General features: G+C 64.2%; 17 protein-coding genes and 1 tRNA gene. 5 read left to right on the top strand and 13 right to left on the bottom strand.

Annotated features, from left to right (window positions below):
- Positions 1-8: 8 nt before the first annotated feature.
- Positions 9-3,929 (bottom strand): DEAD/DEAH box helicase, encoded by a 3,921-nt coding sequence (locus CS006_RS00875; RefSeq protein WP_225432819.1) that lies wholly within the window; start codon positions 3,927-3,929, stop codon positions 9-11.
- 49 nt (positions 3,930-3,978) lie between these two features.
- Positions 3,979-4,596, bottom strand: a complete 618-nt coding sequence (locus CS006_RS00880) for an alpha/beta hydrolase (protein WP_225432817.1) — start codon at positions 4,594-4,596, stop codon at positions 3,979-3,981.
- A gap of 233 nt (positions 4,597-4,829) precedes the next feature.
- Here CS006_RS00880 and CS006_RS00885 point away from each other — a divergent pair.
- Positions 4,830-4,903 (top strand) — tRNA-Arg (locus CS006_RS00885).
- Positions 4,904-5,011: 108 nt separating this feature from the next.
- On the top strand, positions 5,012-5,527 hold the full coding sequence (locus CS006_RS00890; protein WP_100510429.1) for a DNA-deoxyinosine glycosylase: 516 nt from the start codon (positions 5,012-5,014) through the stop codon (positions 5,525-5,527).
- Positions 5,528-5,655: 128 nt separating this feature from the next.
- Here CS006_RS00890 and CS006_RS00895 read toward each other — a convergent pair whose 3' ends face one another.
- From CS006_RS00895 to CS006_RS00905, 3 genes are all read right to left on the bottom strand, one after another.
- Complete coding sequence (locus CS006_RS00895) at positions 5,656-6,732, bottom strand: D-2-hydroxyacid dehydrogenase (RefSeq protein WP_100509916.1); 1,077 nt, start codon at positions 6,730-6,732, stop codon at positions 5,656-5,658.
- 76 nt (positions 6,733-6,808) lie between these two features.
- The gene (locus CS006_RS00900; RefSeq protein WP_207759976.1) at positions 6,809-8,245 is read right to left on the bottom strand and encodes an MFS transporter; all 1,437 of its coding nucleotides are present in this window, start codon (positions 8,243-8,245) and stop codon (positions 6,809-6,811) included.
- 48 nt (positions 8,246-8,293) lie between these two features.
- Positions 8,294-9,067 carry an SDR family NAD(P)-dependent oxidoreductase gene (locus CS006_RS00905; RefSeq protein WP_100509918.1) on the bottom strand — a complete coding sequence of 258 codons (774 nt, stop codon included), beginning with the start codon at positions 9,065-9,067 and terminating at the stop codon, positions 8,294-8,296.
- Between the two features lie 325 nt (positions 9,068-9,392).
- On the opposite strand from CS006_RS00905, the gene CS006_RS00910 reads away from it, so the two are divergent.
- Positions 9,393-10,421, top strand: coding sequence for a LacI family DNA-binding transcriptional regulator (locus CS006_RS00910; RefSeq protein WP_100509919.1), 1,029 nt, complete (start codon positions 9,393-9,395; stop codon positions 10,419-10,421).
- Positions 10,422-10,440: 19 nt separating this feature from the next.
- Here the strand turns inward: CS006_RS00910 and dnaG are convergent, their stop codons facing one another.
- From dnaG to CS006_RS00925, 3 genes are all read right to left on the bottom strand, one after another.
- Positions 10,441-12,528 carry a DNA primase gene (gene dnaG, locus CS006_RS00915; RefSeq protein WP_100509920.1) on the bottom strand — a complete coding sequence of 696 codons (2,088 nt, stop codon included), beginning with the start codon at positions 12,526-12,528 and terminating at the stop codon, positions 10,441-10,443.
- A gap of 196 nt (positions 12,529-12,724) precedes the next feature.
- Positions 12,725-14,089 (bottom strand): alanine racemase, encoded by a 1,365-nt coding sequence (gene alr, locus CS006_RS00920; protein ID WP_100509921.1) that lies wholly within the window; start codon positions 14,087-14,089, stop codon positions 12,725-12,727.
- Between the two features lie 44 nt (positions 14,090-14,133).
- Complete coding sequence (locus CS006_RS00925) at positions 14,134-14,970, bottom strand: ATP-binding cassette domain-containing protein (protein ID WP_100509922.1); 837 nt, start codon at positions 14,968-14,970, stop codon at positions 14,134-14,136.
- A 316-nt stretch (positions 14,971-15,286) separates the two neighbouring features.
- Here CS006_RS00925 and CS006_RS00930 point away from each other — a divergent pair, with 316 nt between their 5' ends.
- Positions 15,287-16,780: an APC family permease gene (locus CS006_RS00930; protein WP_100510430.1), complete on the top strand. Its 1,494-nt coding sequence runs from the start codon at positions 15,287-15,289 to the stop codon at positions 16,778-16,780.
- A 144-nt stretch (positions 16,781-16,924) separates the two neighbouring features.
- On the opposite strand, the gene CS006_RS00935 is transcribed toward CS006_RS00930, so the two are convergent.
- From CS006_RS00935 to CS006_RS00945, 3 genes are all read right to left on the bottom strand, one after another.
- Positions 16,925-18,448: an FGGY-family carbohydrate kinase gene (locus CS006_RS00935; protein ID WP_100509923.1), complete on the bottom strand. Its 1,524-nt coding sequence runs from the start codon at positions 18,446-18,448 to the stop codon at positions 16,925-16,927.
- 311 nt (positions 18,449-18,759) lie between these two features.
- Positions 18,760-19,536 (bottom strand): SDR family oxidoreductase, encoded by a 777-nt coding sequence (locus CS006_RS00940; RefSeq protein WP_100509924.1) that lies wholly within the window; start codon positions 19,534-19,536, stop codon positions 18,760-18,762.
- Positions 19,537-19,639: 103 nt separating this feature from the next.
- The gene (locus CS006_RS00945) at positions 19,640-20,986 is read right to left on the bottom strand and encodes an MFS transporter (protein WP_100509925.1); all 1,347 of its coding nucleotides are present in this window, start codon (positions 20,984-20,986) and stop codon (positions 19,640-19,642) included.
- Positions 20,987-21,333: 347 nt separating this feature from the next.
- Between CS006_RS00945 and CS006_RS00950 the strand changes: the two genes are divergently transcribed.
- Positions 21,334-22,494 (top strand): ROK family transcriptional regulator, encoded by a 1,161-nt coding sequence (locus CS006_RS00950; RefSeq protein ID WP_100509926.1) that lies wholly within the window; start codon positions 21,334-21,336, stop codon positions 22,492-22,494.
- A 105-nt stretch (positions 22,495-22,599) separates the two neighbouring features.
- Here the strand turns inward: CS006_RS00950 and gnd are convergent, their stop codons facing one another.
- Both gnd and CS006_RS00960 read right to left on the bottom strand, forming a co-directional pair.
- Positions 22,600-23,493 carry a phosphogluconate dehydrogenase (NAD(+)-dependent, decarboxylating) gene (gene gnd, locus CS006_RS00955; protein WP_100509927.1) on the bottom strand — a complete coding sequence of 298 codons (894 nt, stop codon included), beginning with the start codon at positions 23,491-23,493 and terminating at the stop codon, positions 22,600-22,602.
- 253 nt (positions 23,494-23,746) lie between these two features.
- A complete protein-coding gene (locus CS006_RS00960; protein WP_100509928.1) occupies positions 23,747-24,277 on the bottom strand; it encodes a gluconokinase in 531 nt (176 codons plus the stop codon).
- Positions 24,278-24,410: the final 133 nt, after the last annotated feature.

Consider the following 24,410-nt stretch of genomic DNA (forward strand, 5'->3'; position numbering starts at 1 on the left):
GCACCCGACTAGTGCAGCAGGGCGAGCAGATCGTCGCGGGTGAGGGCGGATATGGCGTTGCCCGACGACGACGCGGCGTCCACGAACCGTGAGGCGAGGTCGGTCTTGCCATGCTGCAGGTTCAGGATGCGTTCCTCAATGGTGTCCTTGGCCACGATCTGATACACGTTCACGTCCTGCGTCTGTCCGATGCGATGGGCACGGTCGGTGGCCTGGTCCTGTGCGGCGGCGTTCCACCATGGGTCGGCGTGCACGACCACACAGGCGCCGGTGAGGTTGAGCCCCGTGTTGCCTGCCTTGAGCGAGATAAGGAACACGGGGGTGGCGTCGGCGTTGAAGGCGTCCACGAGTTCGAGCCGTCGCTTCTTCGGCGTGGCGCCGGTGATGATGTCGTAGGCGACGTCGTCGCGGCGCAATCGTTCGGCTATCAGATCCAGATAGCTCGTGAACTGGGAGAAGATGAGCATCTTGCGTCCGGCGTCGCGGCACGAGAGCACAAGCTCCTCGATGGCATCGAGCTTGGCGGATTTCGGCGGCCTCGCGGATTTCGCGGCCTTCACGGCGCCGCCCGCCGCCACGGCCGTCGCATCCTTCGACGCCACGTCCGCCGAGCCGTCGTCCTGTGGCAGGTCGGAGCCGTAGTTCGCGTACAGCAGCCGTGGATCGCAGCAGGCCTGGCGCAGCCTGGTCAGCTGGGCAAGCACCTGAATCCGGCCCGCATTGAAGTCCACGTCCTTCTGCTTGTTCAATGTGGCGCGCAGACGTTGCTCGAGCGCCGCATACAGTCGCCGCTGCTCGCCCTCCAGCCGCACGGTGATGACGTTCTCTATCTTCTCCGGCAGGTCCTTCAGCACGTCGGCCTTGCGGCGGCGCAGGATGAACGGGCCGACGAACGCCTGAAGCCTGGCCTGCGCCTTCTCGTCACCGCTCAATACGGGCATTTCGAAGCGCTCGCGGAAGTGCGCGTACGAGCCGAACATGCCGGGCATGAGGAAGTCGAAGATGCTCCACAGTTCGGCGAGCCGGTTCTCTATCGGCGTGCCGGTGAGCGCGAACCGGTGACGGGCTGCGATCGCGCGCACGGCCTTCGACGATTTGGTCGCGTGGTTCTTCACATACTGGGCCTCGTCCAACACCATGCAGCAGCATTCGATGCCGTCGTAGTCGGCGATGTCGCGGCGCAGCAGGTCGTATGACGTGATGAGCACGTCGGGGACGGAGGAATCGCCGGACTTCCCACCGCCGCGCGCCGTTTCGAGCATCCGCCGCCGTTCGGCCTTCGTTCCGGCCACGACCTCGACCGACAGCTCCGGCGCGAACTTCGCGCATTCGGCGGCCCAGTTGTAGACCAGCGACGCCGGACAGACGATGAGGTTCGGCCCGACGGTGCGGAATTCGTCGCGTCGGGCGACGAGCAGCGACAGCAGCTGCACGGTCTTGCCCAGGCCCATCTCGTCGGCGAGGATGCCGCCGAAGCCCTTGTCGCATACGGCGCTGAGCCAACGGAATCCCTCGACCTGATACGGGCGAAGCGTCGCGGCCAACGATTGCGGCACGGCGTACGAGGCCGGGTCGATGACCTTCAGATCGTTCACGTAGTCGCGGAATCGTTCGTCCTTGTCGTCGTCGGCGACCTGATGGTCGAGATAATAGGCCTCGTATGACGGCACCGCGACGCCTGCCGCCAGTTCCTCGGGCTTGAGTCCCAGGTCGGCGGCGATGTCGTCGATGGCCGCCGTGTTCACATCATGCAGGTTCACGAACGCACCGTTCGACAGGCGATGATATTTGCGGCGGCGTCGGTATCCGGCGAGCAGCGCGGGCACATCCTTGGGATCGATTTCGTCGGCGATCGGCGATATCTCCACCAGATCGGATTTCAGCGACAGACCGACCCTGATGACCGGATGGCTTACGGCGGTCAGGCCGTCGAACGCGGGTGTGGAGAACACGTCGCCGAGGTCGCGCAGCACGGGCAGCCCTTCGGTGAGCAGCCGCCATATGGCGTCGTCGTCGGATTCGGGAATGCGGGCGATGAGACCTTCCGGCCGGGGGAAGTAGTGCAATGCCGCCTCGACGGCAAGGCGTTCGGCGTCGCGGTCGCGCATCGCGTCATGCGGGCCGATGCCGGCGAACACGTCGAACCGGTCGTCGCCGTAGCGGGCCTTCATCTCGCAGCTGACGCCATGCAGGTCGCGGTCAAGATAGATTTCGATGCGGCATGGCAGGCGTCTGCGCCGCGCCAGCTCGTCCGGCAGACGCATGGGGATGCCATTGCCGTGGCCTTCATCTCGCGACGAATCCTGCGGCGCGACGGCGTTCGCGGCGCCGTCGGTGTCGGCCGGATCCGCCGCGTCGCCTCGTACGGGCGTGACGTAGGGCAGCACCGTCGCGGCGAATATATCCACGTCGTCGGGACCGAGATAGAGTCCATCGGCGTCGTTGTCGTCGCATAGCACGTCGATGACGCGACGATTCTCCACGAACCGACGGCTGCACCGGTGGATCACCGGAATCCCGCCGTCGATGTCGTCCGCCGACGCGCGGACGATGACGAAACTGCTCTGCTGGCCGATTATCAACGCCTCCGCGTTCATGCGATGCCGTATAACATAGCCGCCACCGTGGCCGACGACGGCACCGGACGCGGCGGAGCCGCCGTCATCGGTGCCGACACCGTCGGAGCCGTCGATGCGTTCGACCGACAATCCCATATCGGGGTCGCCGTCCACGACGGATGCATCCATGGCCGCCGCATAATACCCTGCGGGCGCGTAATCGATGGTCTGCCCCGAATCCACGTACAGATCGAGCAGATCCGCGATTTCGGCGTCGGTGAGCAGCATCTCGGAGGACTGCGGCTTACGGCTTCGGTAGCCGCCGCGATATCCGCCGCGGCGGCCGACGGACGCGCCGCCGACGGATTCGATGCCGGCGCGGATATCCGCCGCCCTGCGCAATATGCCGATGACGGCGCGTGAACGTTCGTCGAAGGCGTCCAGCGTATGCGTGAACGCGAGTTTCTTGCCGTAGACCACGTACTGCCGCCATTGGATGGCGCGCAGCAGGGCGTCAATGTCCTTGACGACGTATGCGATGCCACGGCTCGGCACGATGATATGCAGCCGCATCAGCCATCCATTGCCACGCTCCGATTTGCCGATGCCGGGCCGGAGCGCAACACTGCCCACCGGCATATGCTGTTCGAGCGTGGCGATTCCGACGGCGCCTTTTCGGCCGGCGGCACCGACGGCGTCGTCCGAATCGGCGAGCGCGCTGACCTGCTTGAGAAGGTCGACCTGCCGTTCCTGTGCCTCCTGACGCCGACGCATCTCCTCCTGCTGCATGAACGACTGCAGCATTCGGGACGTTCTGCGGCGGCGCAACGTCATGCCGCCCGCCTCCGTGCCGCCCGGTGCGTCCTGATCGAAGGATTCGGGCGAATCGTTGTATTGCATGATGAGCGCGATGATGTGCTTGCATGCGGAACCGTAGCGACCATAGGCGGGACATGAGCACGAGGAGTCGAGCACGCGGCCGTGGGATTCGTCCAGTGTCGCTCGCACACGATAGGACGCGCTTCCCGAGGAGCTGGAGACCAAGGCGGTCAGCGTGGTGGTGGAGTCTCGGCCGACGGTGCAGGCCAGCGCATGCATCCGTCCGCCGGAGATGACGTCGTAGGCGCGGTAGAAGGCCGATCCGCCGAGTACACGCAGCACATGCTCGGGAATGGCCTCGTCCTGATGGCCGTATGCGGCGCCTTCGCCTTCGGCGGCATCGTCGTAGCCGTAGCCTCCGTCGTAGCCGAAATCGTCGTCGGCGTCGTAGCCGGAGATATCACCGTAACCGGCGCCGAACGACGAGCCGCCTCCAAATGACGAGCCGCCGCCTCGGCCGCCATACACGCGCGTCCGCCAGTCGTCCGCCATCACCGCCGCCTTTCGTTCTCCCGCTCATAGTAAGTCGGGAGGATTCGTTTCACCGCGAGAGGAAGGCCCGGATGTCGGCGAACTCGCGTTCGCATACGTCGTGACGCATGCCGTCGTAGGAATGCTCCTCGCCGTGCGTGAACCGTGCGAGTGCCTCGCGCATGGCGGCCTTCTGCCCGTCGGGAATCTGCCGGTCGAGGGTGCCGTAGCCAAGGAAGACATCGGGGCGGGCGTCGTCGGCGAGATCGGGCACGGTGACGACGTCATCATGGAACGACGGCGCGAGCAGTACGGCGGCATCGAACACATCCGGATGGTCGGCGAGCAGACGGTATGAGAGATACCCGCCCTGCGAGAATCCGACGAGCACGATGCGACGGCCGAGCAATCCGCTGGCGTCAAGCAGGGTGACGAGTCGGTCGCCGATGGCCGAGCATTGCGCCTGGATGCGCGCGTTGTCCCAGCCGGCGCTGTCGTACCATGCGTGGCCGCCGAGATACGTGCGGTGAATCGGCGCTTGCACGGAGATGTAGTCGGCGTCCGGTTCGATGGCGTCGATGATGCGCACCATCTCCTGCTCGTCGTTGCCATACCCGTGGAACATGACGAACAGATCGTCATCGTCGTCGTGGTCGAAATCGATGTTCGATATCATCGCCAGTCGCATGGTTTACTCCGTTTCGTTCGGGTCGACCGTCTCGCCGCACATCCGATTTCCAGACTACCGTGCGGCTTGGCCCGTCCCAGCGATGCCGCGTTCGACCCGACCGGTGTTCGACTCCGGCAATCCTCAATCCTCCATTGGCGGCGATCCGCTTCGGCGTCGGAGCCCCGTCAACGTCGGCGGTTCGACGTGGCGGAACGGCGGGCGAGTTGCTACAATGTCGTTTCGTTGTCTTTGGCCCCGTAGCTCAGCTGGATAGAGCATGTGACTTCTAATCTCAAGGTCGCCGGTTCGAGCCCGGCCGGGGTCACGCCTCAGCCCTTGGAATCATTACGGTTCCAAGGGCTTTTCGTTTTCCGCCCAACCGTTTCGGGTACTGCTCAGGTACTAAGAGTGAATTGGGATTATGCTGAAGACCATGGAATCGCGGGAATTGCAGCATGTGGAGCATGGGTTCGGACCGGTGTGGGACGCGGATTCGCGCATGCTTGTCCTCGGGTCGATGCCAAGTCCGAAATCGCGTGAGGCGGCGTTCTACTACATGCATCCGCAGAACCGGTTCTGGCCGGTGATGGCCGCATTGTTCGACGAGCCGGTGCCGGAACCGACCGCCGAGGCCCGACGCGACTTCGCCCTGCGGCATCGTTTCGCCCTGTGGGACGTCATCGCCTCCTGCGACATCGCGGGAGCGAGCGATTCGTCGATCCGCAATGCGGTGCCGAACGACCTGGCGCCCATCATCCGCGCCTCGCGCATCACCCATGTGTTCACGACCGGAGGCAAGGCGGCGCAGCTCTATCGTCGCCTGTGCGCGCCGCAGCTGGCCGCCGCCGGCATCGACATACCGATGACTCCCCTGCCGTCGACCAGCCCGGCGAACGCCCGTATGCGTCTGCCGCAGCTGGTGGAGGCATATCGCCGCATACTGGCATGACCGCGCCGAACCGGCGACGGCGTACGGCCGATCATGACGAAACCGGCCCGGCGCCGGATCATGCGGGTCATGCATGGTCCGGCGCCGGGCCGACATCTACGATTCGCCCGTTTCACGGGCCCTATCGCCTAGTAGAATTCCACCGTGTTCACGACGGCGCGCAGGGGCTTGCCGTCCAGGAAGGCGGTGGCATCCTGCGCGAAGCGACGGGCGATACGCTCCTCCTCCTTGCTGCTCAACGCAGCGGTGTGCGGGCTGACCACGACCTGCGGATGGGTCCAGAACGGAGAGTCGGCGGGGAGCGGCTCATGCTCGAACACGTCCATGGCCGCGAAGGCCACGCGCCCGTCATCGAGGGCCTTGAGCAGTTCGGATTCGTCGATCACCGTGCCGCGGCCCACGCTGGAGATGATGGTGCCCGGCTTCATGTTGGCGAACACGTCCTTGCCCAGCATATGGAACGTCTGGTCGGTGCCCGGCAGCGTGTTGATGATGGCGTCGGCCTCGCCCACGACCTGCGGCAGTTCGGCGGCGGTCACCACCTTGTCGACGCCGTCAATCCGAGGGCTGCCCTCGGCGACGCCGATCACCCGTGCACCCAGCGCGTTGAGACGCCGCACGCACTCGGAGCCGATGCCGCCCAGTCCCATCACCAGCACGGTCATTTCATCGACCTGTCGCATCTCCCAGCGCCCCGGCCAGTTCTTGGCCTGCTTGTCGGCGAGCAGTTTCGGCAGGTTCTTGGCGCCCGCCAGCAGACCGAACACCGCGAACTCGGCGAGAGGTCCACCGTGGACTCCGGCACTGGTGGTGAAGATGATGCGGTCGAACTCCTCGCGGGCGAGACCCGCGTCCTTGACCTGGCTGCCGCCGCCGGCGGCCGTCGTCATCACCCATTTCAGGTCCGGGTTGGCACGGACCGTGCGGGCGAGCGCGGCGGGTTCGACGTCGGGGATGCCGAACAGCACTTCGGCGGAGTCCACCAGTTCGTCGAATGCCTTCTGCTGCTCCTCGGTGCGATGGTATTCGGGATCGCCCGACCAGTCGGCGGCGCAACGCATGGGCTTGAGCAGGGACTGGTCGCGCACCATCTCGACGCGGGGTTCGAGGGTCTCGACCAGTTTGCAGAGCTCCTCCTTCAGCGGGACGGCCACGACCACGCGCAGCTTGTGTCCGGTTTCGTTCGTTGCGGTTGCGGTTGTCATATCGTGTTTCCTTTGGGTGTATGTCGGGATTCGACGGATATATAGGGTGGATGCGCAGAGGAACCGGCCGGAGAGGTCAGTTCGACGCCGCCACGGACTGGTAGCCGAGCGTGTCGGCGACCCCCGGAACGCGGGTCGTGACATCGCCGCGCTCGTTTTCCGGAAGCCTGACGGCGTCCTCGAGACGGGTGAGGTCCCGACCGGCGGTCTCGGGCACCATGAAGGTCGACAGTGTGGTGACGGCCGCGAGCACGGTCATGTACACGCCCATCAGCATCCAGTTCGCGTTGCTCACCGCGATGATGTAGGAGCCGAGCACACCGGCCAGGCCGCCGGCGACCACTGCGGAGAGCTCGCGGGCCATGGCCACGCCGAGATAGCGGTGGCGGGCGCCGAACAGTTCGGGGAACATGGCGCACTGCGGGCCGAGCATGAAGTTGACGCCGAAGCCGACACCCAGCGTCACCACCGCGACGGCGATGTAGTGGTTGCCGAGGGAGAGCAGCCACCATGCGGGGAAGGCGAACAGCAGCAAGAACACCGAACCGGCGCGGTAGATCACGCGACGGCCGAACCTGTCGGACAGGGCGCCGGAGAACGGCACCGTGAACAGGCCCACCAGCGCACCCAACGCGACGCCCCAGGACAGCACGCCCCTGTCGGCGTTGCTGCCGGCAACGGCCACGACGTAGGACATCGACAGCGTCTGCAGCATGTAGCTTCCGCCGTTTTCGGCCATGCGCATGCCGAACGCGGCGACAAGGCCGGGCATGCCGGTGGAGAATAGCTCCTTGAGCGGATGCTCGGCCACCTGGTCGTTGGCCTTGAGCTCCACGAAGGTCGGCGATTCACGAAGATGCATTCGAATGAACAGGGCCAGCAGGATCAGCAGGAACGAGGCGAGGAACGGGATGCGCCAGCCCCACGCCAGCAGCTGCTTCTCGGGCATGAGGGTCAGCAGGAAGAAGGCGACGGACGCCATAAGGCTGCCGGCCTGGATGCCGATGTACGGCAGTGCGGCGAAGAATCCACGCTGCTTGACCGGCGCATACTCGGCCATCAGCACCGAGGAGCCGGTCTGTTCGGCGCCGGCGCCGAAGCCCTGCACCAGTCGCGCGATGACCAGCAGAATCGGGGCCAGCATGCCGACCGAATCGTAGGTGGGCAGGAAGCCGATGGCGGTGGAGGCGCCGCCCATGAGGATGATGGTGACGACCAGCACCCACTTGCGGCCGATGATGTCGCCGAGACGGCCGAAGATGAGTCCGCCGAACGGTCTTGCGATGAAGCCCACGCCGAAGGTGGCGAAGGAGGCCACGGTCGCCATGGCGGGATTGTCCTGCGGGAAGAACAACGTGTTGAAGATCAGCGCGGTGCACAGGCCGTACAGCGCGAAGTCGAAGTATTCGAGGGCGCTGCCGAGGCTCGAGGCCAGGGTGGCGCGCTTGAGCTGGTCGGCGTATTCCGCCTCGCTCATGGGCGCGGTTTCCGGAACATCGGATTTTGCCATCATAATCTCCTTTGATTACGGGGAAATCTGAAATGATTGGTCGGCCGGACGTCAGCGCAGCAGGTAGCCGCCGTCGACGGGGATCATGGCTCCGGTGATGTAGTTCGACGCCGACGAGCACAGGAACACCATCGCCCCCATGAGCTCGCGCGGCTCGCCCCAGTGTCCGGCGGGGATGTGCTCGCGGATCTCCACGCTGCGCACGGGGTCCTCCTGCAGCGCCTTGGTCATCGGGGTGTTGATGTAGCCGGGGGCCAGACCGTTGACCTGGATGTTGTACGGAGCAAGGGCGTCGGCGTAGGCGCGGGTCAGACCCATCACGCCGTGCTTGCTCGCCGTGTAGGGGAAGATGAACTTGCCGGCGCGGTAGGACTGCATGGAGCCGATGTTCACGATCTTGCCGCCCTTCCGGTCGATCATGACCTTGGCGACCTCGTGAGAGAGGTAGTACAACGCGTTGAGGTTGAGTTCGATGACCGCACGCCAGTCGTCGTCGGGGAAGTCCACGATATCGTGGCGGCGCTGCATGCCCGCGTTGTTGATGAGCACGTCGATGCGGCCGTATTCCGCGATCGCGGCGTCGACGATCTTCTTCGCGGCGCCGGGCTCGGTGATGTCCTGCTGCAGGAACGCGACCCTACGGCCGTTGGCCTCCACCTCGGCGCGTACGTCCTCCCAGCCGGTGCGGTCATACGAGACGATGAACACGTCGGCGCCGACCTTGCTCACGGCCTGCGTGTAGAAGCGTCCGAGGCCGCTGGCCCCGCCCGTGATCAGCACGACCTTGTCGGTAAGCGCAAAGCTGTCGATGGAGAACTCTTCCATGCGTCACTCCTTAACGATTCGATTCCGGCCGGTTCGCCGGAGAGACCGGTGTGGATCGGCATCTCATGGCCGCATCCATGCCGGTTTCACTGTTTCCTATGATGTCTTCCCTTAGGTTATCGATATCCCATCGAAATATAACTTCGTTGTGTTTACTTGGGTGTATCGATATCCCTAAGATATACCCAACCGTGAAAACACGCCACCATCGGCGTGTTGCGCGACAATCCGCGCACAATCGCGGGAACGGCGCGCGCCGTCCGTGAAATCGGATTTACACTGGTGGGGCGCAAGTCAACGGGGCAATGCAGGAAAGGACGTCGACATGGCCAAGGTAACCATCGCGGACATCGCACGCGAGGCCCAGGTATCCGTGACCACGGTCTCCCGGTTCATCAACGGCAACTACGGCAAGATGAGCCAGGCGACCAGGAACCGCGTCCAAGACACCATCACCCGTCTCGACTACCGTCCCAGCGCCTCGGCGCGCAGGATGCGACAGCAGTCCACCCATGTGGTCGGCGTCATCGTCTCCGATATCTCCAACGTCTTCTCATCGCTGCTGTTCAGCGGCATCTACACCGAACTGCAGCCCGCCGGGTACGACGTCATGCTGATGAACTCGAACAACTCCGTACGCGAGGAGCACGACGAGATCGAACGACTGCTCGCCCAGGAGGCCGACGGACTGATCATCCAGCCCAACTCCACCGACTTCCGCTCCTATGAGGACGTGACCAGCGCCCGCGTGCCGCTCGTCATGGTCGACCGCAGGCCACCGAACCAGCCGGATTCCGTCACCAGCATCGTCTCGAACAACCGGGAGGCCTGCCACGACCTCGTCGGCAGGCTCGCCGACATGGGGTACGACAACCTCGTGGTGGTCCGTCGGCTGCGCAGCGACCTTTCCGCGCAGACCCCTCGCGTCGAAGGATTGAAGCAGGCGGCCGAGGAACGGCACGTGCTCATGGTCACCATCGGCGCGGAAGGCCAGGACGCCGCATGGCTGCAGCGGGAGATAGACACCACGCTGCGTCATCTCAACGGCAGGACGGCGCTGGTCTCGCTCATGGGGCCCACGTTGTTCGACATCCTCACGGCATTGCGCAACCTCGGCATCACCTTTCCCGACGACATCGGCCTCGTCAGCTTCGACGACTGGCGATGGTCGCAGCATGTGAGGGACGGCGTATACCTGCTGGAACAGGACCCGCGGATCCTCGGCCAGGAATCCGCGAAGAACCTGCTGGAGCAGATCCGCGCCAAGGAATCCGGCAGTGGCGGCAACGACCCATACACGGCGAGCCGGCAGCTCGTTCTGCCCGTCTCCATCGTGAAGGCGCCGTCGATCTGACCACGGCGGGCGCCGCCCGTCATCCCACGGTGTTGCCGAAGATCTCGGCCTGAAGGTTCTTGCGACTGGCCTCGAGCCTGGTTATCTCCCCGAGCAGGCGGAACTTCTCCTCGCCTTCGGGCAGCTGGTTCATCCGCCGCTTGTTACGCGCGATGAGCCGCATGTAGCCCATGTCGAGCAGCCGCACCAGCAGTTCGGAGGCATACTGCTTCTCCGCATCGGTGGCCGGACGCAGCGGCGCCGAGACAGCCGACGACGACTGTGCCATCTCGTCCGTCACCTGCTGCGAGTCCTTCTCCGCGCTCGGCAGCGGCAGCGGCATCACGGCCAGCTCGTTCACCACGCCCTCGAGCAGCGGCCCAGCGGCCTTGGACAGATTGTGCATCCACAATCCCTGCGGCGTATCGTTCGACGGCAGTCCGCCGGCCGCCTCCAGCGCCTGATACATCGAGCGGAACACCGGCGTCGTGAAGCTCTCCTCCGTCAGCTGAGCGAACATCGACGGGTTGACCGAACGCGGCACCTGAATGAGAATGCCCATGAACTGCTGCTCGCAGATGAACACCGCATCATCGATGCGATAGTACCCCTGGGTCAGCGCATCCTGCCGTTCAAGCGCACGTCGACGGGCCGGATTCGCATACGGGTTCTCCCCACGTTCCCCGCGCGCTCCCCTATCGGCGTTGTTGAAACCGCCGTATTGGCGCTGGCCGCGCGGCGCATAGGCGTCTTCGTCGCGGACCCGCAGCTGACGCCGAGCGTTCTGCACCTCACGCGCCATCACATCGAGCTCGATGCCGATGCGGCGCGCGGCCTTGCGCGCATACAGGTCGACCAGCGAACGATCGCGGATCTGCGCGATGACCGGCGCCACGGCCTTCACCGCGCCCATCTGCCCGGTCGCATACTGCGTGTCGAACTGGTCGATCGCCGTGTTGATGACGAAATCATACAGCGGATACGCGTTGTCGATCAGCGTGCGCACGGCGGTGTCGCCCCGCTGGATGCGCAGGTCGCACGGGTCGAGATTGTCGTCGGCCACGGCCACGAACGTCTGCGAAAGGAACGCGCCGTCCAGGCCGAACGCGTGCAGCGCGGCCTTCTGGCCGGCGGCGTCGCCGTCGAACGTGAACACGACGCGCGACGTCCGGTTCTTTCCCGGACCGATGAGCTGCAGGCCGCCGAGCTTGTCGTCGGAGATCAGACGACGCACGATCTTCGCATGCTCGTTGCCGAACGCCGTGCCGCAGGTCGCCACGGCCGTGTCGACGCCGGCGAGATGACAGGCCATCACATCGGTATAGCCTTCGACGATGACGACCTGACGCTTCTTCACGATGTTCGCTTTGGCGATGTCGAGGCCGTACAGCACCTGGTTCTTGTGATACAGCGTGGTGTCGGGCGTGTTGATGTACTTCGCCTGAATCGTGTCGTCGTCATACAACTTGCGGGCGCCGAAGCCGAGCGTGCGGCCGGTCGCGTCGCGAATCGGCCACGTCACGCGGCCGCGGAAATAGTCGTAGACGCCGCGCTGGCCCTGACGCGCCAGGCCGGCGTCCATCATCTCCTGCTGCGTATAGCCCTTCGACGCCAGGTGACGGACGAGATTGTCCCAGCCCTGCGGCGCGTATCCGCAGCCGAAGCGCTCGCAGTCGGCCTGGGAGAAGTTTCGGCCGGCGAGGAGCTTGCGCGCGGCCAACGCCTCGCGGCTCATGATCTGCGAGACGAAGAAGCGCTGCGCCTCGTCGTTGATCTCCAGCAGGCGGGAGCGCTTGGAACCCTGACGCTGCTGAGGCTGCTTGGAGTCGTAATGCAGCTCGATGTGGTATTTGTCGGCGAGGATCTCGACGGCGTCGGCGAATCCGACGTTTTCGGACTGTTCGACGTATTTGAAGATGTCACCGCCCAGACCACAGCCGAAGCAGTGCCATGAGCCGAGTGCGGGACGCACGGAGAAGCTTGGAGTCTTTTCGTCGTGGAACGGGCACAGGCCCATGAACGTGCCGGAGCCGGACGCCTTCAGAGTGACGTCGGCGGAAACGATGTCGTACAGATCGGCGGCTGCACGCACCTTCTCAATGTCTTCCTTCAGAATCAAACCCGGCATAACGCTTTAGTCTACCCAACCGGGGTGATTGCCGGCGTCGTGTGGCGGTCGGCGAACGCCGCACGGGCCGCGTCGGCACACAGGAGCCCGACCCATGTGACGAACCTGAGGAAACGTTGCGATTCCAACGATTGATCAGCACCGTCTAATCAGCCCCGCCACACAGGCCGTACCGCCCATGTGACGGGGCGTCCGGCTACAGCAGCGTTGCGGGGTCGAGTTTGGCGAGGTCCTCGGGCGGCAGCACATCGGCGGCGTGGAGGTACAGCCTCGGGATGCGGTTGCGCAGGCAGGTGAAGATCTCGTAGCTGATGGTGCCGGCGGCGCGGGCCCAGTCGTCGGCGGTGGGCTCGGCGAACTGTTCGCCGCGGCCGGGGCCGAACAGCACCACGGTGTCGCCCTCGTGCACGTCGAGCTCGTCGGCGGAGCAGGAGCCGTGCAGGTCGACCATGAACTGGTCCATGCACACGCGGCCGGAGACGCGGTAGAGCTTCGGGCCCTCGCTGGTCATCACGCGCACGGGTCCGCCGTCCTTCTGCACATGCTTGGCGCCTTCCATGTCGAATCCGGAGGCGGAGCGGTGGATGCCGTCCGCGTAGCCGATCGGCACGATGGCGGTGGAGGTGTCATCGGGCGTCAGGTACGTGCGGCCGTAGGAGATGCCGTGGCCGGCCTCGATGTGCTTGACGGTGCCGAGCTGCGCCTGCAGCGTCATGGCGGGCTTGAGCCGCCATGTGGAGGGCGTGCCCATGGCCGGGTCGGGCTCGTAGCCGTACAGGCCGATGCCCGGACGGGTGAGCTCGAAGTGGATCTCCGGGCGGTTCAGTGTGGCGGCGGTGTTGGCCAGATGGCGGATCTCCGGCGCGATGCCGGCCTTCTCCATGCGCGCGGTGAACGCGTTGAAGTGCTCGATCTGCCGGTCGGTGGACGCCACGAACTCGGGGACGTCGGGAGAGTCGGCCACGGCGAGGTGGCTCCACTGGCCCACGATGTGGAACACGCCTTCATGCGCGTAGGCCACGAACTTCTTCAGCGCCTCGTCGAAGGATTCCTCGGTGAAGCCGTTGCGACCGAAGCCGGAGTCCACCTTCACGTGCACGCGGGCGGTCTTGCCCACGGCGCGGGCGGCGGCCGCAGCCAGGTCGATGCCGGCCATGGAACCGATGGAGATGTCGATGTCGTTCTTGATGAGCTCGCCGAACGGCACGTTCACGCCGTTGTACACCCATGTGAGAATGTGGCAGCGGTCCGGTCCGATGCCGGCCTTGCGCAGCAGCAGCGCCTCGTGCGACTGCGCGGTGCCGAGCCATGTGGCCCCGCCGGCGAGCGCGGCCAGCGCGGCCGGGATGAGTCCGTGGCCGTAGGCATCGGCCTTGACCACGCCCATGACGGCGGTGCCGGATTCGGGGCCGCCGCATACGGAGACCAGATGGCGCATGTTGTCGCGCAGGACCGCCAGGTCCACGATGCACTGCGCCGGGTACTGCTCGCACGCGTTGCGATAGTTGGTTTCGCCGTCTGCTGAAGAGAAAGCCCATTCGGGCGCTGCACTCAAAGTCATGTGCCCTATTGTGCCGCCGCTATGCGACGGAATCGTGACGAGGCTCACTTTTTCGTCATTTCCGCATATTTCCTCGCGATGAGGTCGTTGTAGAAGTCGACGGCCTCCTTGGCCGGGCCGTCGAACGCCACGCGGTGCTCGTCGAGCACGATCACGCGGTCGATGGCGTAGTCGGGGTTGGTCACGAGGCTCAGGTCGTGGGTGGCGAAGACCACCTGCTTGTCGTAGCCGAACAGGGCGCGGGCCACGGTGCGCGTGGCGTTTTCGTCGAGGCCCTTGGTGGGCTCGTCGGCCACGATGGCGGCGGGGTTGATGGCGAGCGCGCCGACGATGGCGAGCAGGTGGCGTTTCTCGCTGTCGAGGCTGGCGGCCTTGTTGCGCGCGTACGGCGTCAGTCCGAAGTGCGCGAAGAGCGCTCCGACGGTCTCGTGCCGCATGCCTTCGGGCAAGCTGCTTTTCTTCAACGGCTCGGCGACGGCTTCGGCGATGTTCTCGGCCATGTAGTAGCGCTGGGGAATCTCCTCGCGCCGTACGATGCCGATGACGTCCTTCAACGCCTTGGCGTCGGACTTGCGTGCGGGGTCGAACGCGGTGTCCTCCCCCGTCACGGGTTCGCCGTCGTCGTCGAGGATGCTCCGGACCACGCTCACCGTGCCGGTGGTGGCCTTGCGCGAGCCGTCGATGAGTTCGAGCAGCGTGGATTTGCCGGCGCCGTTGAGTCCGATGACGGCAACGCGTTTCTCGTCGATGGTGATGGTCGTCGGTTCGAGGCCGGTCTTGCCGTCCTCGTAGGTCAGGCCGGCGTCGTCGAGAATGAACGACAGCCGGCGCTTTCGGGTGTCTATGGTCTTCTTGCGGGCGAACAGATCCATCAGTCCCATGATTGGCTCCCATCGTTGTGGCTCTTCCTGTATTCTAGGGAGGCCCGGGAACGCCGATGACGGAGCATCCACGGCCGTCGGCATTCACCGTCGGCCCGGGACATCGCCCGGGGCCGACGTCCGGCCGCTTCGCAGTCCCGTGGTTCGCACATGGTTCATTCACGATTATCGTCGCGTTCATATACCGTTGGGACTGACAAAATCAAACAGATGTCTTACCATGCGGACATTGCACGTTCAAAACAATTCGTTCGTAACGATTGCTCCCGTAAGATGTTGACGGTTGCAGGAGAGTTTCCATCCCAAGAAGGAATTCATGAATAGCCTATTACGCAAAAAAGACGTGTCGAAGATAGTGGCCGAGGCCACGCCGTTGAAGCGCACGATGAAGACGTTCGATCTGACGATGCTCGGCATCGGCGCGATCATCGGCACCGGCATCTTCGTGCTGACCGGCAAGGGAGCGCTCACCGCGGGCCCGGCGCTGGCGGTCTCGTTCCTGCTCGCCGCCATCTGCTGCGGTTTCGCCGGACTGTGCTACGCGGAGTTCGCGTCGATGGCCCCGGTCTCCGGTTCCGCCTACTCGTACGCGTATCTGGCGTTCGGCGAGCTCATCGCGTTCGTCATCGGATGGAACCTCATTCTCGAATACGCATTGCAGGCGGCGACCGTCTCCGCGGGATGGGCGGGCTATTTCAACAAGCTGCTTGAAGGGTTCGGATTCCATCTGCCCGTGGAGCTCACGGCCGCATACGGCACCACGCCGGGCGTGACCACGTACTTCAACCTTCCGGGATTCGTCGTGGTGCTGCTCATCACGTGGGTGCTGTCCGTCGGCATCAACCAGACCAAGCGCGTCAACGACATCATGGTCATCATCAAGCTGGCCATCATCGTGCTGTTCATCATCTGCACCATCCGCTACATCAACCCGGCCAACTGGAAGCCGTTCTCCCCGTACGGCATCTACACGTTCCAGCCCGGTTCCACCCAGCCGTACGGCATCATCCCGGCCGCGTCCATCGTGTTCTTCAGCTTCATCGGCTTCGACGCCGTCTCGTCGTCGGCCGAGGAGACCGTCAACCCGAACAAGACGCTGCCGCGGGGCATCCTCATCTCGCTGGCCATCTCGACCGTCATCTACATCATCATGACGCTGGTGATGACCGGCGTGGTGCCCTACATGGACTTCGCGAAGTTCATCGACGCGCCCGTCGCCGGCGTGATCCTGGCCACGGGACTCAACTGGCTGGCGGTGATCGTGAACATCGGCGCGCTCGTGGGCATGACCACGGTGATGCTCGTGCAGCTGTACGGCCAGTCCCGCATCTGCTACGCGATGGCGCGCGACGGCCTGTTCCCGAAGCTGTTCGGCGAGGTGCACAAGAAGTACCTCACGCCGTTCAAGGGCACGTGGTTCTTCGGCATCCTCACCGCCATCGCAGGCGGCTTCATCAACATCAACATCCTGTTCGAGCTGGTGAACATCGGCACGCTTTCCGCGTTCATGATCGTCTCCGCCGGCGTGCTGTGGATGCGCAAGACCCAGCCGAACGCCCACCGCGGCTTCAAGGCGCCGGGCGTGCCGTTCACGCCGATCCTCTCCATCATCTTCTGCCTGGTGTTCATCGCCGGCCTGAACTGGGAGACGTGGGTGCGTTTCGCCATCTGGCTGGCCATCGGCCTTGCCGTGTACTTCGGCTTCAGCCGCCGCAACTCCGTGCTTGGCAAGCAGGCGCAGAAGAAGGCCCGCAAGGCGATCGACGAGGCCATGGCCGCCGCCGAGACCAAGACCGAGACCAAGGAGTAGTTTTCCTGCCGATACTTGGTAAAACCGATTGCAAAGGGGTCGGAAAAGGGTCGTAAACGACCGGTCTGACCAAATTGACAATGGGCGGTTCCGCCGGAATTCCGCGGAACCGCCCATTGTCATATCGGGAACCGACAAGGCCCGCTACTGGAGTTCGGAGAGCTCCTTCATGTCGCCCTTGAGGTGCTCGTAGACGGACTTGTACACGGCGAAGTACCTGCTGTAACGCCTGTGGCCTTCGACCGAGGGTTTGACGGGCTTGTCGAGCACCTGCCACCGCTTGGTCTGCTCGTAGGTGAGCAGACCGGTGCCGATGCCGGCGAGCATCACGTCGCCCATGTTCGCCTCGACGTCCTCCTTCGGGCAGACGACCGGGTAGCCGGTCACGTCGGCGAAGATCTGGCGCCACAGCTTCGACTTGGTCACGCCGCCGGCCAGCAGGATGTAGTCGCCCAGATCGTCGGATGTGGCCTCCATGGCGTCACGCAGCGAGTAGGCCACGGCCTCGAGGAACGCGCGGTAGAGATGCGCCTTGGTGTGCGCCAGCGACAGGCCCACGATGGTGCCCTTGGCGTCGGAATCCCAGATGGGGCTGCGCTCGCCCATGAAGTACGGCAGCACGACGAGCCCCTCGCTGCCGGCCGGCACCTTTTCGGCGGCCTCGTTGAGCTGGTCGTACACGCTCACGCCGGTGCGGTCCTGCTCCTCCTTCTCCCACTGGCACAGGGTGTCGCGGAACCATTTGACGATGGCGCCTGCCGTGGCGCCGCCGGCGAAGTTGTAGGAGAGCCTCCTGGCGTCGTACAGGTACGGCCACACGATCAGGCCCTTGCCCTTGACCGGCTTGTCGGAGATCAGCGCCGCGCACATCGAGGTGCCGATGGCCGCCGCGTACACGCCGGGCTCGAACACGCCGAGGCCGATGTTGGCGGCGCCGCAGTCGATGCCGGAGGCGATGACCGGCATGCCGGGTTCGAGCCCGAGTTCGGCGGCGATGTCCTCCTTGAGGCCGCCGACGATGTCGGTCGATTCGACGATGCGCTGCGGCATCATCGAGGCCGGAATGCCCATGTCGTCGAGCAGCTCCTTCGACCAGGTGCGCGTGTTCATGTCGAAGATGCCGCCGATGTTGCCGGCCGAGGAGTAGTCGATGGCCACTTCGCCGGTCATTTTGTAGATCACGTAGTCGTTCGGAGGCAGGAACAGCCTGGTCTTCGCCCAGTTCTCCGGCTCGTGGTTCTTCATCCACAGGATCTTCGTGTAGCCGTAGTACGGGTCGGCGCCGTTCTGGGTGATGCGCAGCAGCTTCTCCTCGCCGATGTTGTCGAGCACCCACTGCGTCTCCTCGTTGGCGCGACGGTCCATCCAGATCATGCAGGGGCGGACGGGCTCCATGTTCTCGTCGAGCGGGATGCCGGAGCCTCCGTAAAGGCCGGAGATGGCGATGCCCTTGATGTCGGAGGCGGCGACGCCGGACTTGGCCACGGTGTTCCTGATGGAGTCGACGGCGCCGCGGTACCACACGTCGGGCCACTGTTCGGCCCACAGGGGCTTGGGGGTGAGCACGTCGTATTCCTGCAGGTCCTGGGCGATGAGCTCGCCTTCGGTGTTCATAAGGACGGTCTTGGTGCCGGAGGTGCCGATGTCGGTGCCGAGAAGATACTTCATTGTGTCCTCGATTGTCTCGTAGGGTTGGAAATCGAAATTGTCGCGATGTCTTTATGCCGTTGGCGACGCATCGCGTACCTTGTAGGGGCGCGCCTGCGCCGTTGCAAAAAGAAATCATCCTGAACGGGGTCATGACGGCCGGTGCCGGGAATCGGATGTGGTGTGGGAATGATCCCCGGCCTTGGCCCATGTCCTTCGTTCAGGATGACGGGATGGGACTGCGCAGGCCGCCCGCCCCGTCATATCGAACACGCTGAGAGACAGGATCCATTCGATATGACGGGCGCTGCGGCAGAGCGTCAGGCCACGGATCAGAAGGCGGTGAAGGCGCCGTCGACCACGAAGTCGGAGCCGGTGGTGAACGTGGAGGTGTCGCCGGCGAGGTAGACGCAGATGGACTGCAGCTCCTCGGGCTTGCCGAGGCGTCCCATCGGGGCCATGGCGTTCCACTGGGCGATGAGCGGCTTGAGGGATTCGGAGCTCAGGGTCAGGTCGGTGCCGATGTAGCCCGGGGAGATGCAGTTGACGCGAACGCCGCGCTTGGCCCATTCGATGGCCAGCGACTTGGTCAGCTGGATGACGCCGGCCTTGGAGGCGTTGTAGGAGCACTGCGGCTGCGGCACGTTGACGATGTGCGCGCTCATCGACGCGGTGTTGATGATGGAGCCGTGGCCCTGCCTGAGCATGACCTTGCCGGCGGCCTGGGCGGTGAGGAAGATGCCGGTGAGGTTGATGTTGATGACCTTGGCCCACTGCGCGGGGGTCATCTCCTCGGCGGGGATGTTCATGCAGATGCCGGCGTTGTTGAAGGCGACGTCGAGGCCTCCGAACTCGTCGACCACCTTGGCGACCATGGCGTCGACCTGTTCGGGCTCGGTCACGTCGCACTTGATGGCGAACGACCTGCCCTCGTGCGCGGCGTCGAGCTCGGCCGCGGTCTTCGTGGCCTCGTCGATGTCCACATCGACGATCGCCACGTTGGCGCCCGCCTCCATGAAGGCCGTGGCCACGGACTTGCCGATGCCTCGCGCACCGCCGGTGACGTAGATGTTCTTGCCGTCCAGCCGCATCTTCTCGATGATACCCATGGTTACTCCTTTGTATTTGTGGTTGTTGGTTGGGTTGGTTGATTGGGTTGATTGGTTACATTTGCCGTTCGGGGTCTCCCCCGTCATGACCGACTCGCATCGGTCAGGCTTGTTTGGTCAGGCTTGCCTCGGCCTCGCGCACCTCGGCGATGTCGCCGGTGATGGATTCGACCTCGGCGATGCGCTCCTCCTCGCTCAGGCGACGTCCCTTGATGTCGAAGCCGGGCTGCTTGGGGCGGATGAAGAACGTCAGGACGAACGCGAAGGCGTACAGGATCGCGTAGGCCCAGCACACTCCGCCGAAGCCGGCGATCGGCATGACGATTGTGGCGATCAGCGGGCCGGCGAACGTGGTGAGTCCGGCGGCGAGGTTGTAGGCGGAGAGCGCCGCACCCTGCTCGCCGGGGGCGAGCGTGGTCACCACCGCCGTCAGCGGCACGAATGCGCAGGTGCCGACGCCGACGAGGAAGAAGCCGATCCACATGAGCGGTGCGTTGGCGCCGAAGAACTGCGGCACGTAGTAGACGAACAGGGTGGAGACGGTGAGCAGCAGGCAGCCGAACCAGCGCACGGGCATCATCCAGCCGAAGCGGTCGCCGAACCAGCCCCAGAACACGTTGGCGAACAGGGTGACGACGAACACGAAGCCCCAGAAGCGCATCCACGTCTCGGTGGGGAACCAGCCGCCACCGCCGTTGTTCTTCGTGGAGAGGTACAGCGGCATGATGACCGGGAAGCCGTAGAGCACGAGGTTGTTGATGACGCGCACGATGGCGGCGAAGGCGACCTGGCGGTTCTTCACCAGGATGGTCGCGCCCTTGGTGAGTTCCCGGATCTGCTCGGCGCGGTCGAGCCCTTCGGAGGCCCTGCCCTTGGTGTTCGGCACCAGCAGGATGCACATGATCGTGCCGACGATGGCGAACGGCATGGCGCACCAGAAGGTCTTGTACTCGCCGAGCACGGGGATGATGTAGCTGGGCAGGTAGGCGCCGAACACGCCGATGCCCATGGAGAAGGAGGTCCAGAACCATCCCATGGCGCTGGAGAGCTTCGCCGGATCGACCGTCTCGGCCATGAGCACGACGAACGAGTAGATGAACAGCGGGTATCCGACGCCTCGCACCGCGTAGACCGCCAGGATGAACGGGTAGCTTCCCGAGGGAAGCGCCACGCCGAGGAAGACGATCTGTATGACGATCCACCATGTGGCGCCGATCAGCATGAGCCGTTTGGCGCCGAACATCTCGGCGAGCACGCCGCTGGTCCATGCGGCGGCCGCGGCGAACAGGCCGTACAGGGTGATCAGCAGAGACGCCTGCGTGGCCGCGAATCCGTGGTCGACCATGTACTTCGAGAGGAACGTCAGCTCGAAGCCGTCGCCCGTCATGAACACCGCGATGGCGAGGAACCCGCCGATCAGTCTGCGCGTGCTGTTTGATAGCTTGCTCATCCCCGCTCCTTGTCCAATGTCGAGGACGCCGCAGTCATTGGGAACGTCATCGTCCACCTCCTTGAAAACCATGCCGTGCACCGATGCACCGCGTTTGTCGTACGCCGGGCAGGACGTTTGCGTCCGAATCGGCGAAATCACTGCGCTTCACTTTAGTTGACCACTTTTCATTAAGTGGTTGATTAAAGAATACGCACGACACCCCGCTTTGTCAATCCACTTTTATTAAAGTGGTCCTTATAATTGTGGAAGGCTTGGAAAACCTACGTTCCAACCAAGCCCAACGGCCGTCGACGCCGCGTGTCGCACATTACACTGAGGAACATCACGCTAGGAGGTTCAACGGCATGGAAATCGCAACGACCACGGCAATCAAGGAACAGAAGCGCCGGCTCGTGCTCGGATACATCTATCGCCATCGCCACGCCTCACGGCAGGACCTCGCCCAGGCCCTGCCGATCAGCCCACCCACCATCACGCAGAACCTCAACGACCTGGAGGATTCCGGACTCATCAAACGGTCGGGCTTTCTCGACTCCAACGGCGGCCGCCGCGCGCAGATCTACTCGTTCGACCAGACCGCCCGCATCGCCATCGGCGTGGAGATCCTCGGCTCATCCGTCGCCCTGCAGGCATACGACCTCTATGGCGAGCGCCTTGCAGGCCGAACCCATATGATCGACTACGACAACGGCGACGAATACTACGAGGCCGTCGCCGGTCACGTCAACGATTTCATCGAGGCAATCGCCGCGAAACTCAGCGTGGACGAATCATCCATTCTCGGCGTCGCGTTCGCCGTGCAGGGCATCGTCTCGCCGGACGGCAGCCACCTGACCTTCGGCATGATCCTCGGCAACACGGGTCTGACGCTCAGCCGCCTGAGCGAACGCATCCCCCACCCCTGCCGGCTCATCCACGACTCGCATGCCTCGGCCATCGCCGAGCTCTGGCTCGATGACGCCATAGCCAACGCCACCTGCATCTACCTCGATGAGCATGTGGGCTGCGCGGTGATCTCCGACGGACAGATCAACGAGGGCGAGAACCTGCGCAACGGCACCTGCGAACACATGACCCTCGCCATCGACGGGCCGGAATGCTATTGCGGGCAGCGCGGCTGCATGGATGTCTACACGTCGCGGGCGGCATTGCTCGACGATTCGGGATGCGACAGCCTCGCCGAATTCTTCAGCCGCGCGCACGACGGCGACGACGACTGCGCACGGCGGCTCGACAGGTACCTGACGTACCTGGCCCACGCCATCAAGAACGCGCGAACGGTGCTCAGCAACGACGTCATCATCGGCGGTCGCATCGCCTACCTGATGTCGGACGACGATTTCGCCGCGCTGCGAAAGAAGACCGACGCCATCGCCTCGTTCCCCGACGACCGGTTCGCCATCATCCGCAGCGTATGCTCCCAAGGCCAGAACATCCTTGGCGCGGCATTGTCATATATCAAGCCGTTCCTCGACGAGGAGATCGACACCCGCGCACGACGCTAGGACCCATAAACGATAAAAACCGAAATATGGTAAATCCGGTCATGGAGGCCCGACAAACGACCTCTGCATGACCGGATTTACCAAATAACCGAAGAATGAGTCGGATCAGTGGGTGGCGATCTCGTCGACCTTGGTGACGTGGCCGCCGAACTGGGCGCGCATGGCGGTGACGACACGCAGCACGTCGTCCGCACCGCCGCGCGACGCCTGGCGGGCGTAGAGCGCGGCGCCGGTGGCGGGCGTCGGCACGCCAAGCTCGAGCGCCGCCTCGACCATCCACTTGGCCTCGCCGGATTCGTTGGCGACGGCCGGCACGTCACGCAGTTCGGGATCGTCCTTGGTGGCGTTCTCGAACAGATCGAGCAGCCAGGATGCGACGACCGAACCCTCGCGCCACGAGACCATGGTCTTGGCGGCGTCGTCGATGTATTCGCTGCGCATCATGGTGGCGAAGCCTTCGCCGAACGCCTGCATCATGCCGTATTCGATGCCGTTGTGCACCATTTTGGCGAAGTGGCCGCCGCCGACTGGGCCGGCCAGCACCAGACCGTATTCGCCTTCCGGCTTGAGGGTCTCCAGCAGGGGCCTGACGTGGTCGAAGGTCTCCTGCTCGCCGCCGAGCATGAGCGCGTAGCCGCGTTCGGCGCCCCACACGCCGCCGGAGACGCCGCAGTCGAGGAATTTGATATCCTTTTCAGCCAGTGATGCGGCGTGGGCACGGTCCTCGGTGTACTTGGAGTTGCCGCCGTCGATGACGATGTCGCCCGGCTCGAGCAGTTCCCTGAGCCCGTCGATGGTCGATTCGGTGGGCTTGCCGGCCGGCACCATTACCCATACGACGCGAGGGGCGTCAAGCGCGGCGACGAGCGATTCGAGGCTGTCGACGTCGCGGGCGGAGTCGGGGTCCATGTCGAAGCCGACGACCTCGTGACCGCCGTCGCGAAGGCGCTTGACCATGTTGCCGCCCATGCGGCCGAGTCCGATCATTCCGATCTGCATGATGTGCTCTTTTCTTGTGTGGTGCGGATGGTGAGGAAATGAAGATATGAGGCGCGAAAGGCTCCGGACATCCGAAGGATCCGCAGAGAAACGATTATGGGCGAGGAACGATGCGAGAGCATGGATGAAAACGACGCAGGCAAGAAGGACACCCACGCAACATCTGGACGGCACCCGGACGCCCGAACGACGTCCGCGCCGCATATGAATGACGCCGGCTCCCCTCCCCCGTGAGGGGAGCCATGCGCGACGATTATGCGGCCAGGGCGCGCTCCTCGGCGGCGGCGTGCGCCTTGACGGCCTCGATGGCGCGGGCGACCATCTCGTCGACGCTGCCTTCGATGGAGACCTTGATGCCCGGCTCGTCATCCTCGAGCGGTTCGAGATCGGCGAACTGGCTGGGCAGCAGCGACGGCGGCATGTAGTGCCCTTTGCGGGCGGCCATGCGCTTGCCGATGACCTCCTCGCTGCCGACCATGTGCACGAAGAACACGGGGATGTCGCGGCGCAGCACGTCGCGGTAGGCGCGCTTGAGCGCCGAACAGGAGACGACGGTGGAGTTGCCTTCGGCGGACTGGTCGCGCATCCACTTGTTGATGGTGTCGAGCCAGGGCCAGCGGTCCTCGTCGGTCAGCGGGATGCCGGCGCGCATCTTGTCGACGCTGGCCTTGGGATGGAACTCGTCGCCTTCGGCGTAGACATAGCCCAACTGGTCCCGAACGGCCTCCGCGATGGTGGTCTTGCCGCATCCGGCGACGCCCATAACCACGACGTGCACTGTCATCGTCTGCTCCTTTGCTCGGCGGCCGCGTTGCGGCCACGATATGACTGCGATTTGATGGGATTATTATAATCAGATTTCGTAATCTTTGTCAATTTAAAAAGAGTACTTTTAAAAATTATCGTGATGCCCATTA

Origin of the sequence: Bifidobacterium primatium (assembly GCF_002802875.1) — a bacterium.
GTDB lineage: Bacteria > Actinomycetota > Actinomycetes > Actinomycetales > Bifidobacteriaceae > Galliscardovia > Galliscardovia primatium.

What these genes read in the sequence shown, in the direction of transcription:
- CS006_RS00875 (WP_225432819.1), bottom strand. Translation starts at nt 3,929, where the DNA reads ATGGCGGACGACTGGCGGACGCGCGTGTATGGCGGCCGAGGCGGCGGC.
- CS006_RS00880 (WP_225432817.1), bottom strand. Translation starts at nt 4,596, where the DNA reads ATGCGACTGGCGATGATATCGAACATCGATTTCGACCACGACGACGAT.
- CS006_RS00890 (WP_100510429.1), top strand. Translation starts at nt 5,012, where the DNA reads ATGGAATCGCGGGAATTGCAGCATGTGGAGCATGGGTTCGGACCGGTG.
- CS006_RS00895 (WP_100509916.1), bottom strand. Translation starts at nt 6,732, where the DNA reads ATGACAACCGCAACCGCAACGAACGAAACCGGACACAAGCTGCGCGTG.
- CS006_RS00900 (WP_207759976.1), bottom strand. Translation starts at nt 8,245, where the DNA reads ATGATGGCAAAATCCGATGTTCCGGAAACCGCGCCCATGAGCGAGGCG.
- CS006_RS00905 (WP_100509918.1), bottom strand. Translation starts at nt 9,067, where the DNA reads ATGGAAGAGTTCTCCATCGACAGCTTTGCGCTTACCGACAAGGTCGTG.
- CS006_RS00910 (WP_100509919.1), top strand. Translation starts at nt 9,393, where the DNA reads ATGGCCAAGGTAACCATCGCGGACATCGCACGCGAGGCCCAGGTATCC.
- dnaG (WP_100509920.1), bottom strand. Translation starts at nt 12,528, where the DNA reads ATGCCGGGTTTGATTCTGAAGGAAGACATTGAGAAGGTGCGTGCAGCC.
- alr (WP_100509921.1), bottom strand. Translation starts at nt 14,089, where the DNA reads ATGACTTTGAGTGCAGCGCCCGAATGGGCTTTCTCTTCAGCAGACGGC.
- CS006_RS00925 (WP_100509922.1), bottom strand. Translation starts at nt 14,970, where the DNA reads ATGGGACTGATGGATCTGTTCGCCCGCAAGAAGACCATAGACACCCGA.
- CS006_RS00930 (WP_100510430.1), top strand. Translation starts at nt 15,287, where the DNA reads ATGAATAGCCTATTACGCAAAAAAGACGTGTCGAAGATAGTGGCCGAG.
- CS006_RS00935 (WP_100509923.1), bottom strand. Translation starts at nt 18,448, where the DNA reads ATGAAGTATCTTCTCGGCACCGACATCGGCACCTCCGGCACCAAGACC.
- CS006_RS00940 (WP_100509924.1), bottom strand. Translation starts at nt 19,536, where the DNA reads ATGGGTATCATCGAGAAGATGCGGCTGGACGGCAAGAACATCTACGTC.
- CS006_RS00945 (WP_100509925.1), bottom strand. Translation starts at nt 20,986, where the DNA reads ATGAGCAAGCTATCAAACAGCACGCGCAGACTGATCGGCGGGTTCCTC.
- CS006_RS00950 (WP_100509926.1), top strand. Translation starts at nt 21,334, where the DNA reads ATGGAAATCGCAACGACCACGGCAATCAAGGAACAGAAGCGCCGGCTC.
- gnd (WP_100509927.1), bottom strand. Translation starts at nt 23,493, where the DNA reads ATGCAGATCGGAATGATCGGACTCGGCCGCATGGGCGGCAACATGGTC.
- CS006_RS00960 (WP_100509928.1), bottom strand. Translation starts at nt 24,277, where the DNA reads ATGACAGTGCACGTCGTGGTTATGGGCGTCGCCGGATGCGGCAAGACC.